The organism is Pseudochrobactrum algeriensis (assembly GCF_018436245.1).
Lineage (GTDB): Bacteria > Pseudomonadota > Alphaproteobacteria > Rhizobiales > Rhizobiaceae > Pseudochrobactrum > Pseudochrobactrum saccharolyticum.
In genome coordinates this window covers 724,925-737,705 of record NZ_CP075361.1, presented here as the reverse complement: position 1 = coordinate 737,705, position 12,781 = coordinate 724,925, and the positions used below count along the sequence as shown (strand labels likewise).

The 12,781-nt window shown below is 49.3% G+C and carries 12 protein-coding genes; 7 read left to right on the top strand and 5 right to left on the bottom strand.

What is annotated here, in order from left to right; translation table 11 throughout:
* Positions 1-137: 137 nt before the first annotated feature.
* Together fumC and KHQ09_RS05340 are read left to right on the top strand one after the other, a co-directional pair.
* The gene (gene fumC, locus KHQ09_RS05345; protein ID WP_213596848.1) at positions 138-1,529 is read left to right on the top strand and encodes a class II fumarate hydratase; all 1,392 of its coding nucleotides are present in this window, start codon (positions 138-140) and stop codon (positions 1,527-1,529) included.
* A 328-nt stretch (positions 1,530-1,857) separates the two neighbouring features.
* A complete protein-coding gene (locus tag KHQ09_RS05340; protein ID WP_075654409.1) occupies positions 1,858-2,259 on the top strand; it encodes a DoxX family protein in 402 nt (133 codons plus the stop codon).
* Between the two features lie 77 nt (positions 2,260-2,336).
* On the opposite strand, the gene hisG is transcribed toward KHQ09_RS05340, so the two are convergent.
* The 4 genes from hisG to KHQ09_RS05320 all read right to left on the bottom strand — a co-directional run bounded on the left by hisG (position 2,337) and on the right by KHQ09_RS05320 (position 6,467).
* Complete coding sequence (gene hisG / locus KHQ09_RS05335; RefSeq protein WP_213596846.1) at positions 2,337-3,029, bottom strand: ATP phosphoribosyltransferase; 693 nt, start codon at positions 3,027-3,029, stop codon at positions 2,337-2,339.
* The gene (locus KHQ09_RS05330) at positions 3,026-4,168 is read right to left on the bottom strand and encodes an ATP phosphoribosyltransferase regulatory subunit (protein ID WP_213596844.1); all 1,143 of its coding nucleotides are present in this window, start codon (positions 4,166-4,168) and stop codon (positions 3,026-3,028) included. The genes hisG and KHQ09_RS05330 overlap by 4 nt, the downstream gene beginning before the upstream one ends.
* A gap of 1 nt (position 4,169) precedes the next feature.
* On the bottom strand, positions 4,170-5,693 hold the full coding sequence (gene hisS / locus KHQ09_RS05325; RefSeq protein ID WP_213596842.1) for a histidine--tRNA ligase: 1,524 nt from the start codon (positions 5,691-5,693) through the stop codon (positions 4,170-4,172).
* Positions 5,694-5,816: 123 nt separating this feature from the next.
* Positions 5,817-6,467, bottom strand: coding sequence for a DNA-3-methyladenine glycosylase I (locus KHQ09_RS05320; RefSeq protein WP_213596840.1), 651 nt, complete (start codon positions 6,465-6,467; stop codon positions 5,817-5,819).
* A 303-nt stretch (positions 6,468-6,770) separates the two neighbouring features.
* Between KHQ09_RS05320 and KHQ09_RS05315 the strand changes: the two genes are divergently transcribed.
* The 3 genes from KHQ09_RS05315 (at position 6,771) to KHQ09_RS05305 (ending at position 9,468) form a co-directional block, all read left to right on the top strand.
* Positions 6,771-7,604 carry a L,D-transpeptidase gene (locus KHQ09_RS05315; RefSeq protein ID WP_213599819.1) on the top strand — a complete coding sequence of 278 codons (834 nt, stop codon included), beginning with the start codon at positions 6,771-6,773 and terminating at the stop codon, positions 7,602-7,604.
* Positions 7,605-7,951: 347 nt separating this feature from the next.
* Positions 7,952-8,776 (top strand): aldo/keto reductase, encoded by an 825-nt coding sequence (locus KHQ09_RS05310; RefSeq protein WP_022709446.1) that lies wholly within the window; start codon positions 7,952-7,954, stop codon positions 8,774-8,776.
* A gap of 470 nt (positions 8,777-9,246) precedes the next feature.
* Entirely contained in the window at positions 9,247-9,468 is a 222-nt protein-coding gene (locus tag KHQ09_RS05305) for a helix-turn-helix domain-containing protein (protein ID WP_121993780.1), read from the top strand.
* Between the two features lie 134 nt (positions 9,469-9,602).
* Here KHQ09_RS05305 and KHQ09_RS05300 read toward each other — a convergent pair whose 3' ends face one another.
* Positions 9,603-9,743, bottom strand: coding sequence for a hypothetical protein (locus KHQ09_RS05300; RefSeq protein WP_162994564.1), 141 nt, complete (start codon positions 9,741-9,743; stop codon positions 9,603-9,605).
* Between the two features lie 473 nt (positions 9,744-10,216).
* Between KHQ09_RS05300 and KHQ09_RS05295 the strand changes: the two genes are divergently transcribed.
* Entirely contained in the window at positions 10,217-10,954 is a 738-nt protein-coding gene (locus KHQ09_RS05295; protein WP_338019229.1) for a 16S rRNA (uracil(1498)-N(3))-methyltransferase, read from the top strand.
* Between the two features lie 204 nt (positions 10,955-11,158).
* Positions 11,159-12,532, top strand: coding sequence for a glutamate--cysteine ligase (locus KHQ09_RS05290; protein WP_213596835.1), 1,374 nt, complete (start codon positions 11,159-11,161; stop codon positions 12,530-12,532).
* Positions 12,533-12,781: the final 249 nt, after the last annotated feature.

The following is a 12,781-nucleotide window of genomic DNA, read 5'->3' as shown; positions in this document are numbered from 1 at the left end:
AATATTAAACTTATTTTCACTTGCGACCGTACTGAAGCTTACACAAAACTGTGTTTTGCACGGTCTCGTAATACTTGTAACTGATACCATATGACACTCTGACATCTTCCCAGAATACAGAACTTCAGGAGCTGTAAATGTCTGACCAACGTACCGAAACCGATAGTTTCGGCCCTATCGCTGTTGATAATGATCGTTACTGGGGTGCGCAGACCCAGCGCTCTCTGCAAAATTTTAAAATCGGAACAGATCGCCAGCCATTGCCGCTCATTCATGCACTCGGCATTGTCAAACAGGCCGCTGCAGAAACAAATATTGCTCTGGGCAAACTGGATCCGGTCTTAGGCCGCGCCATTACTGTGGCTGCTGCAGAGGTTGTTGAAGGCAAGCTGGACGATCATTTCCCGCTGGTGATTTATCAGACCGGTTCCGGTACACAATCGAATATGAATGTGAATGAGGTGATCTCCAACCGCGCGATTGAAATGCTCGGCGGCACGATCGGCAGCAAAAAGCCGGTTCACCCGAATGACCATGTGAATATGGGGCAATCCTCCAATGACAGTTTCCCGACTGCCATGCATATTGCCACGGCGGTTGAAGTTACCTCCCGCCTGCTGCCCGCCATCGATCATCTGATTGATGCGCTGAAAGCCAAAGAAGAGAAATTCTCGCATCTGATTAAGATCGGTCGCACCCATACGCAGGATGCCACACCGGTGACTTTGGGACAGGAATTCTCAGGTTACCGTGCGGCGGCAGAATATGGCAAGCACCGTATTGTGCAGAGCCTGACAGATGTTTATCTGCTGGCACAGGGCGGCACAGCGGTCGGCACCGGCCTGAACTCCGCTAAAGGTTTTGATACCGGCTTTGCTGATGCGGTTGCCAATATTACCGGCCTGCCATTTAAAACCGCCCCGAATAAATTCGAGGCACTCGCTTCCCACGGCGCTCTGCTCAATCTTCATGGCAGTTTGAATGCGCTTGCCGCCGATCTGTTTAAGATTGCCAATGATATCCGTTTTCTCGGCTCCGGCCCCCGCTCCGGCCTCGGCGAATTACAATTGCCGGAAAATGAACCGGGTTCATCGATCATGCCGGGTAAGGTCAATCCGACTCAGGCAGAAGCTTTGACCATGGTTGCCACTCAGGTTTTCGGCAACCATACAACCGTCACCGTTGCTTCCAGTCAGGGACATTTTGAGCTGAATGTTTTCAAGCCTGTGATTGCGGCCAATGTGCTGCAATCTATCCGCTTGCTGGCTGACGGCATGAATTCCTTTGTCGATCATTGTATTGACGGTATTGAAGCCAATGAAGCCCGCATCCATGAACTGATGGAAAATTCATTGATGCTGGTAACGGCTCTCGCACCGCAGATCGGCTATGACGCAGCAGCAAAAATCGCCAAGACTGCCCATCATAATGGCACGACTTTGCGCGAGGAAGCTCTGAAAAGTGGTCTTGTCAGTGAAGCAGAATATGAAGCTTTAGTGCGTCCGGAACTGATGTTACACCCTGCATAAACTGCTCTGCAGATGAATTAATTGCAGCCCGTAACAGCGCACTGTTACGGGCCGCTTTCTTTTATAAGCTCTTGTAACCTTAACCTGCTATCAACGCAGGGCTATCGGTGTTAAATTTCAACATGCTATTTTAGGGTTCACTATTGATGAACAATATGTCAATATCTGTCTATATTTACAATACAGTCACTTATTAGTTATCCATTGCGCAACAGCAATTCATGCTGCGCATAATGAGCCTGCAGCATAAATCACTTTTCTATTGTTAACTTTTATTGCCTGGAAGCCTCTTACCCTCCTCCAGCAATATATCATCCGGAGCCTCATAATGAGCACTGTTTCCGCCTCCCAGAATTCCATTATTATTCTGATCTCCCGCGTTTTTCTTGCTATTCTTTTCATTCTTGCAGGTTGGGGCAAGCTGACCGGCCTTGAAGGCACTGCGCAATATTTCGGTGCGATCGGCCTGCCAATGCCAAGCGTGACCGCAGTTCTCGTTGGTCTGGTTGAATTTGTTGGTGGCCTCGCCATTCTGATCGGTTTCCAGACCCGTATCGCAGCAGTCGTTGTTGCCCTGTTCACCATCGGCGCCACACTGGTAGCTCATATGGATTTTGCCGAAGGCATGAACGCACTGATGGCACAGAAGAACCTCGCAATTGCAGGTGGTCTGCTGCTGCTCGCCGTAACCGGTGCCGGCGCATATTCGGTTGACCGTCGCGGTCGCTAATAGCTGAACACTTCTACCTATCAAAAAGGCCGCAATTCTCATGAATTGCGGCCTTTTCTTTTTTTAAATATGTAAGCTTATTTCAAACTGTCACAAATACGGCTGATAATTTCCGTCACCCGCGGATTATCCAGACTGCGGCGCGCAGAAACCAGACAAGCCTGCGATTTCAGCATAATGCCATCATCGAGAATTTTCAGATTATTGGCACGTAATGTTGAACCCGTCGAAGTAATATCAACAATAATATCCGCAGAACCCGCAGCAGGCGCGCCCTCTGTTGCACCCAGACTTTCCACAATACGGTAAACCTGAATACCGTGTTTCTGAGAGAAAAACTGCTGTGTCAGCCGCCAATATTTGGTGGCAATCCGCAAACGGCGACCATGACGCTGACGGAAATCCGCAGCCACATCATCCAGATCGGCCATTGTCGAAACATCATGCCAGACTTCCGGCACAGCAACGATCACATCCGCATGGCCAAAGCCAAGCTGCGTTTCAATCTGCACTTTTTCATCGGCACGCGCCAGTGTCTCACGGATCAGGTCTTCACCGGTTACACCAAGATCAACCGCACCATAACCAAGCTCACGGGCGATTTCAGACGCCGATAAAAACAGAATATCCACATCATCCACGCCTTCGATGGTTGCGCGATAATTGCGGTCATCTTCCGGCAACACTACATGCAATCCGGCTTTCGCCATCACTGCAATTGTCTGCTCTTTCAGACGGCCTTTGGAAGGCAAAGCCAGTGTTACAGTCATGACTGCACTCCTGTCCGTGTTGCATCTGCACATTTTTGCAAACGGTCAAGCCAGATGGAGAAACCAACACCGGAAATACGTTCTTTCGCGCCCAGCATCGTCAGCAAACGATCATAACGACCGCCACCGACAATCACCCCGCAATCAGCATCGCGACTGGTAATTTCATAAACCAGACCGGTATAATAATCGAGTGGGCGGCCGAAACCTGCATCATAAGTGATGATGCCGAGATCAATACCAGCCTTACGCATTTCCTCAACACGCTTAGCAAAGCTCTGCAATGCAGCGCCGAGATCAAGACCATTTTGCTCGGCAAATTCTGTCAGCTGTACAGTCGCCTGTTCCAGCGGCACGCGGATGGACAGGAATGTCTTAAGCGCTGTCAGCACCCGATCTGCCAGCTGAACCGCAGCCAGCTGCTGCTTTTCCATCAGGCGGCGTGCGATTTCCGCAGGTGTGCGCCCTGCAACAGGTGAAATACCTGCCGCCTGCATTTCCTGCGCAAGTGCAGTGACCAAAGCATCTTCACCCTGCTCATCAACAATCTGACGCAAACGCTCAGGAATAACATTACCAAGACGCGGTGACGTCAAATCCTGCAAGGCCTGTTCCAGCAGTTCAGCACTACCAAAAGCACGCGCCAGCTTTTTCTGCCAGCCACGTGGCAGGCCGAGAGATGCCAGAACAGCTTCAAACACAGACTGATCGCCGAGCAGCACCTGCAGTGACGCATTAGGAGCGGCCTGATGCACAGCATTCAACGCATCGCTCAGAGAGCGCGCATCGGAGGCCGGTTCATTATCGCCGCCAAGATCTTCGATACCGGCCTGATGAAAGCTGGTGCCGCCTTCACGACGCTGGCGAAAAACCTCGCCAATATAAGAATAGCGCTTCGGCGTGGCTGCATTCAGCGCAATATGATTGCGGCAGACCGGAATGGTGAATTCCGGACGCAGGCACAGACTGTCGCCATTTTCATTCTCGGTCAGAAAAATCCGGCTACGCAGATCCTCACCGGCCATATCCAGAAACGGATCGGCCGGCTGCAGGATCGGAATATCAACGGCTTCACTCGACGTGGTTGCAAAATAAGACGCCAGATCAGCGGCAATATCTGCTGTTTGACGATTGTTCATTTTACTTCGCCTGCCTGCTTAGTTCCTGCAAGCGATCCTCTGCCTGTTCAGCCAGAATACGCTTCACTTCCGCAACCAGATCAGCTTCCTTGACAGTGATCTGCGCCGGACGGCTGGCGCGCCATTCCTCATTGCTTTCGATCTCACCGGAAAGACGTTTACCCTCGATCAAATCCTTAATCTGGATTTCGCCATTGGCACGTTCATCACCGCCCTGAATAATCGCAAGCGGCGCATTGCGGCGGTCTGCATATTTCAGCTGATTACCGAATTTCTTCCAGTTACCCTGATACATCTCGGCACGGATACCGGCATCACGCAGATCCTGCGTGAATTTCTGGTAGCGGCCGAGGCTTTCGGCATCACCGTCCATCACCGTAATGACAACCGGTGCCATTGCATCTTCAGTGCCGAGCTTGCCAAGGTTTTTCAACGCTGTCATCAAACGGGAAACGCCGATTGAGAAGCCCGTTGCCGGAACCGGCTGGCCACGGAAACGCGACACCAGACCATCATAACGGCCACCACCACCAACAGAACCGAAGACGACTTTTTCACCCTTTTCATTGGTGACGTCGAATTGCAGTTCGGCTTCATAAACAGGGCCGGTGTAATATTCGAGACCACGCACAACAGACGGATCGATTTTGACGCGACCGGCATAGCCGCCTGCATCAAACAAAATTTGCATCTGTGCGAGCTCTTCAACACCTTCAGTGCCGCGGGCATTGCCTTCAACAACAGCACGTAAATTCGCGATGGTCTGCTGACCATCTTCCGCACCCGCAGCAGTAAAGTCGAGCACTTTGGCAATTGCCGCGGCATCAAGGCCTGCACCTTTGGTAAAGTCGCCAGATTCATCACGGCGGCCTTCGCCGAGCAGCAGTTTCACGCCCTCTTCGCCAAATTTGTCGAGCTTGTCGATGGCACGCAGCACATTGAGGCGGCGTCCAGCATTGTCATCACCGGCCAGACCAATCGCTTCCAGAACACCGTCGAGAACCTTACGGCTATTGACGCGGATCATATAATCGCCGCGCTGAATGCCGAGACGCTCCAGCGTATCCGCTGCCATCATGCACATTTCCGCATCGGCAGACACGCCCGGCGCACCAACAGTATCGGCATCGAACTGCATGAACTGGCGGAAACGGCCAGGACCCGGCTTTTCATTGCGGAATACCCAGCCATTGCGATAGGTGCGGAACGGCAGCTGAATTTCATTGAAGTTCTCAGCCACATGACGCGCCAGCGGCGCAGTCAGATCATAGCGCAGCGACAGCCATTGTTCATCATCATCCTGAAGCGAGAACACACCTTCATTCGGACGATCCTGATCCGGCAGGAATTTGCCCAGCGCGTCAGTATATTCAACAAGCGGCGTTTCAATCGGATCAAAACCGTAGCGCTCATAAACCTCACGGATAGTCGCCAGCATTTTCTCAGCAGCACGCAGATCATGAGGCTCACGGTCCACAAAGCCGCGCGGCAACCGCGCTTTCATCTTCTCCGCTTTATTTGCCATGATACTGATCCGCTAAACTTGAGTTATCTTGAAGATTAAATGCCTTAATATCCTTGAAAGGCGCGTATGTTTCCTAACCGATCAGTTTGCATGCGGCAAGAGCAAGATCCGCGCAGAAACATATTATGCCGGTCGTACAAAATCCTGCCGCAAGCGCTCAATCACCGGACGACAATAACAACCTTCCAGATGATCATTCACCAACCCCATCGCCTGCATAAAAGCATAGACTGTTGTCGGACCGACAAATGACCAGCCGCGCCTCTTCAAATCCTTGCTGATACGGGTAGAAATCTCGGTTAAAGGGTTCGCTTTATAGGCCGCCAGATCAAATCGCAGCGGCCGGTCTTTCGGCTGCGGCTCAAAGCTCCAGAAATAAGCAGCCAGCGAACCTTTTTCGGCAATCAGATCAATCGCACGACCTGCATTATTAATCGCTGATTTGATCTTGCCGCGATGGCGTACAATGCCCTTATCCTGCATCAGACGCTCAACATCTTCCTCAGTAAACTGTGTCATTTTATGAAAATCAAACTCTGCAAAAGCACGGCGGAAATTTTCACGCTTACGCAGAATTGTCAGCCATGACAGACCAGACTGAAAGCCCTCCAGACAGATTTTCTCGAAAAGACGACGATCATTATCAACCGGAAATCCCCATTCCGTATCATGGTACAGCAGATAATCCGGCAAACCGCCATGCCAACCACAGCGCACCCGCCCATCCTCTCCTAAATGCAATCCTGCTTCCAGAACCGGTATATCCTGCGTCATTTTTCACCCGCACCATCTCTGCCCAAACCAACGAGTCTCTCTATAGCATATTTCATTTGACATGGAACAAAAAAAGAACATATCTTCCGTTTCAAGACAGAAAGCAGCCGCGAAACCCAACTCAGAATATTTACCTGCTGATAACCAAAAGAGAAAGTTTTCACCGCATTTGCACATCCGCAAGGCAGTGATTCACCTTTTCAAAAGGGTCAGGCATCACAGTCGAGGCAAAGGAATCTGCATGTCTCGCCTGCTGAACAGTGCATCACAGTTTCAGGCATGACTTCAACACAGGACGATCTGATGAAACCACGTCATCTGCTGCTGATCGCATCCATTGCTGCTTTTGCCCTGTCCGCCATTTCAGCTGGCGGAGCATTTGCCAATGACCGTTATGCCACACCGCCGCCTCTGGTTCTCAGCCCTGATCTGAGTGCGCCCTGGGTCACTCAATTGCAGCCGCAGCGCTATGCCACTCAGCTTGCGCCATCAAAGCCGCGTATCTACCGCAACAGCGGATCACAAGGCATTCAGGCACCGGCGCAACGCTCCGCCACACGCCAGCAAGCACGCACAAAACAGGATAAAGCTCTGCAACGGAATGCAACCTATCAGCAGGGTTCATTCATCCGCACCAGCACGGCAGCACCGCAAAATCCTGCAAAGGTTGCAGGCGGTATGAACCCGATCTATCTGCCGCAGGAAGTTGATTACTCAGCTTCCCATAAGTCCGGAACAATCGTGATCGATACGAAAAACAAGTTTCTGTATCTTGTCGGAGATAATGGTAAAGCCCGCCGCTACGGCGTGGGCGTCGGTAAAGAAGGCTTCAGCTGGAAAGGTACAGAAACCGTGAGCCGCAAGGCCGAATGGCCAACATGGCATCCGCCGAAAGAAATGATTGCCCGCGAACGCAAGAAAGGCCGTATTCTTCCTGTCCGTATGGAAGGCGGCATCGCCAATCCGCTCGGCGCACGTGCGCTGTATTTAGGCAATACGCTCTATCGTATTCACGGCACCAATGCGCCATCTACCATCGGACGGGCAGTATCTTCCGGCTGTATCCGTATGCGCAATCAGGATGTGGAAGATCTCTATGAACGGGTGCCGGTGGGCACAAAAGTCGTCGTTCTCTGAATCTACCCTGAAGAGCAGAATAGAATTTCTGCTTAAACGCCTCCAAACCAGAAGCCCTGCATCAGACACTGATGCAGGGCTTTTCTATTCATCGCATGGCAAGTTGCGGTTTTACTCGCATCTCGCCTCCGGCAGCCTGTCAGGCATTGCACACGCAAGAAGAAATCTGTCCGGAGACAGAAGGCTTGTGAAAAACCACCCCCAAGAATTTATCGCTTTTGACATAAGCCGGTCTTGCAAAAACTGTAAGAACTGATTCAAGATTGCGTTCTGCAAAGTGCTTCGCCGGTTTATCCCAAACAATGCGATGAAATTACCGGCGCAAAAAACAGAAAAGGAATAAGGACATGACCGTAGCTGCGATCAAACTGAACGACGGCAACTCCATTCCGCAACTGGGTTTCGGTGTATGGCAGGTCAGCGATGAAGAAGCCGTCGCCAGTGTGACAACCGCACTTGAAACCGGCTACCGTCACATTGATACCGCCGCAATTTACAAGAATGAAAAGGGTGTCGGTCAGGCAATTCGTAATTCCGGCATCGCACGTCAGGATATTTTTCTGACAACGAAAGTCTGGAATGACGATCAGGGTTATGATTCCACCCTGAAAGCTTTTGATGCTTCGGCTGAGCGCCTCGGCACAGATTATTTTGATCTTTATCTCATTCACTGGCCAATGCCGAACAAAGATAAATTCCTTGATACATGGCGTGCACTCATCAAATTGCGTGAAGAAGGCCGTGTGAAATCAATTGGCGTTTCCAATTTCCGCACAGCCGATCTGCAACGTATCCTGCGTGAAACAGATGTTGTACCGGCCATCAACCAGATCGAACTTCATCCTTATTTCCAGCAGGATAATCTGCGCCAGTTCCACCAGCAGCATAATATCGCTACAGAAGCATGGAGCCCGCTCGGACAGGGTAAAATTCTGGACAATCCGGTTTTGAAAGCCATTGCCGCCAATCACGGCAAATCTGTCGCTCAGGTCATTCTGCGCTGGCATCTGGATATCGGTAATGTCGTCATTCCAAAATCCGTCACCCCTGCCCGTATAAAAGAAAATTTTGAAGTCACAGATTTCAAGCTTCTGGGTATCGAGCATGACGAGATCAACAAGCTGGATGCTTCTGACGGACGTATCGGGCCTGATCCGACAACCTTCGGTTAATCTGTCATTTCGAAATATATTTTTCAAAAAATTCGCTTAATTATCAAAGCACTCGTATAAATTATACGAGTGCTTTATTTTAAAATGAATAAATCAACAAAAAATCTGATTTTGTCAAACTATTAATTTCATTTTTACTGAAAAATTAAATTAAAATATAAATATTTATCAATTTAATTAAATTTCTAAATACAAAACGACATAAAATTAATTAACCACTACATCAAAATTACAACAAACACTCACCACCACCCTTTTTATTACCTGCATTTTATTGCAGTATCCATTTATGGTTTTTTTCATATGATGAGTTATAAATTTCCAATAGAGAAAGGATGATTTTTTTCCGCCTGTTAAATTATTATATTTCCGGTTTTTTCTGAAATCAGATTATGAAAATTCCATGCAATTTTAAGAATTAAAACAGAGCCAAGTATAAATATATTTTATTCAATTTTTTAAGGTGAAAAATGTCAATTGTTGTCAATCTTGATGTTGTTTTAGCACGTAAAAAAATCCGCTCACGCCAGCTTGCGGCCGATATAGGCATTACGGAACCCAATGTATCCCTGCTCAAATCCGGCAAAGTGCGCGGCATACGCTTTGAAACACTGGCAAAAATTTGCCGTGTCCTTGAATGCCAGCCAGGCGATATTCTTGAATATCGCGATGAGGTCGGCACTCCGCATTAATGCAACCGGCGACTGAGCACATATAGACAGTTGAAAAATCAGACACACAAAAGCCGCGCGATCAGTGACCAGCGCGGCTTTTTATAAGAAACCAATATTTCCCGTCAGAGAAATATCAGCTGATCCTGATTGTATTAATGATGGAAAGACGAAATGCCGTATCCGTCATTTGCAACTGCGCTGCCGCCGGTTTCAACGGAGAGCAAACCCAATCCGGTAAACAGGATTGCAGACAACATAAGGACGGTCAGGAGCGTGGCGCTCTTTGCGGACATGGAAACAAGTCTCCCGGAAGCGGACTAAATTCAGCATGAACCGGCACATTGCATAAAGATGCACACGGACTCAGCATTGTTGAAAGGTGCTTCCAGATATAAGCAGCCGATCTTAACAGCAATAAAACATGCGCAAGATACACGCTAAAAACACATACAAAAATCAGTTTGATTTTCATTGTGGCAGATCAGCAACTGAAACGGCTCTATGCAGTGTAAAAACCCGATCTCACTCAATCAAATAGTAACCATAGATCTTTACGTATAAACAAAATACGCCGCCCAAGCCCCAAAATTCCGGCTGATCCCCGCAGTGAGTCTCCGTGATAAGCACAATGACAGCGCCACAAATGGCCACTGCATTTCCTTTGCCGAGTATTTCTCCGTTTATTTTGCTGCTCTGTTTTTAACATCGAGGTTACAGCACTCTTTATCACTTGACCTGCCAGCCTTCTCTCTGCCATCCGTAGCCGATGCGCGCAAATTACAGAATGCAACGACTGCTTATTGACCTTCCCCTGCAACCGGATCACCTCATAGAGGCTCCGGCGGATATGGCACATTACCTGCTCAATGTTTTGCGTATGCGGGACGGCGATAAGATTTTGCTGTTCAACGGGCGGGATGGTGAATGGCTCGCGCATATAGAGCAAACGGGCAAAAAACGCGTCTCTCTGCACCCTGCCGAGCAGACACGTCCGCAGCCAGCGGCACCTGATTTTCATTATTGCTTTGCCCCGCTGAAAACCGGCCGCATGGATTATATTATCCAGAAAGCTGTTGAAATGGGCGCTTCCGTCTTACAGCCGGTTATCACCCAGCATTGCCAGATGCCCAAGCTCAACAGCGAGCGGATGCAGGCCAATATGCGTGAAGCCGCAGAACAATGCGGAATTCTCATCCTGCCGGAATACAGGGAGCCGTTGCGCTTTGATAAATTCATGGAGCAATGGGATGAGGCACGCGCGCTGATATTCTGTGACGAGGCTGCCGAGGGCAACAATCCTCTGCCATTATTGACCAGCCTGAAAGGCAAGCCTGCCGGTGTTTTCATTGGTCCTGAAGGCGGCTTTTCAGAAGATGAACGTCAATATTTGCATAAGCAGGATTTTGTGACAGCGATTCCGCTTGGCCCCAGAATTTTACGCGCTGATACCGCTGCGGTAGCAGCCATGGCTGTGATTCAGGCAAGTATCGGCGACTGGCAATAATCCTGTTATTTTATGCATCACTCACAGCATAATTCCGGCAATAGCGCATTTTTTTCAGGGTTCTTCGCAACAGGACAAGGCTCAATTACGCGTCCTGTTATTATTCCAAATAATTATGCCCAATAATTCCACTTGCGTGTTGGATAAAAAAACGCCAATCACATATATGAATAGTGACAACTACAAAATAGGGTAATGCAAAGCATGGCTCGGGATACCACAGACGAAACAGCCATTTCCGGCATTGAGGAACTGGCTGAATATCTCGCAGAAGGCTGTAAGCCACAGGACAAATGGCGCATCGGCACTGAGCATGAGAAATTTCCCTATTATACCAAAGATAACAGCCCTGTTCCCTATGAAGGCACGCAAGGCATCCGCGCCATTCTGGAAGCGATGCAACAGCGTCTTGGCTGGGATCCGATTATCGACGAAGGCAAACTGATCGGGCTGGTCAGCCCGCAGGGTCAGGGTGCAATTTCTCTGGAACCCGGCGGCCAGTTTGAGCTCTCCGGTGCACCGCTGCAGACCATTCATCAAACCTATGCGGAAGCCAGTCAGCATCTGAAAGATGTGCAGACAATTGCGACACCGCTTGGCATCCGTTTCTTTGGTATGGGCGGCAGCCCGAAATGGACGCGTGCTGAAACGCCGGTTATGCCGAAATCCCGCTATGCCATTATGACAGCCTATATGCCTAAAGTCGGTAGTCAGGGGCTGGATATGATGTATCGCACCTCGACCATTCAGGTGAATCTCGACTTCGGTTCTGAAACGGATATGCGGCACAAGATGCAGGTCAGCATGAAGCTGCAATCTGTCGCGACTGCGCTTTTTGCCTCCTCGCCATTCACGGAAGGCAAAACCAACGGCCTGCAATCATGGCGCTCAGACATCTGGCGCGATACAGATAACAGACGTGCAGGTGTCCTGCCATTCGTGTTCTCAGAGCGCTTTGGCTTTGCTGATTATGTAGACTGGGCGCTGGATGTGCCGATGTATTTCATCATGCGCGGCGGCCACTATATTGACTGCACGCATATTACATTCCGCCAGTTTCTGAACGGCGCAATGAAGGATCATCCGACTGCCGGACAGCCTAATATGGGCGACTGGGCGAACCATATTTCCACACTGTTTCCGGAAGTCCGCCTTAAGCGTTTCCTCGAAATGCGTGGTGCTGACGGTGGCCCGCTATCCCATATTGCAGCGCTTTCCGCTTTCTGGGTTGGTCTGCTCTATGATCAGGATGCACTGAATGCGGCGCTGGATCTGACAAAGGACTGGGATTTCGAGCAAGTGGTTACAATGCGTAACGCTGTGCCAGCAAGCGGTCTTGCCACGCCATTCGGCAAGGGCAAAGTCGCGGATATTGCAGCACAGGCAGTCGCAATCGCGTCTCAGGGCCTTAAGAACCGTAAAAATACAGATGAAAACGGCCGCGACGAGAGTATCTATGTTGAACCGCTTGAAGCTATTGCTAAATCAGGAAAACCATTGGCTGAGGTAATGCTGTCTCACTTTGACAGTGACTGGAACCAGTCTGTGGAGCCGGTATTTAAGGCCTATTCCTACTAATAGCCTTAACGAAATAAAGAGCGGCTGCCTGATTCAAAAAATGCAGCCGCTCTTTTTATTTTTGCAAATTGCATCTGACATAGTGTCAACATACACAATGATTTCCTTAACAAAGCTGAACAGGTCTTAATAAAAGCAAACCACAATATATTAAGTTTGACTTATTTTATATTTACCCAAGTAAAGATGTTGAAAAACTGCAATAAAACCATTTGCCTTCATTAAGATATTCCATATGATTACCGGAAC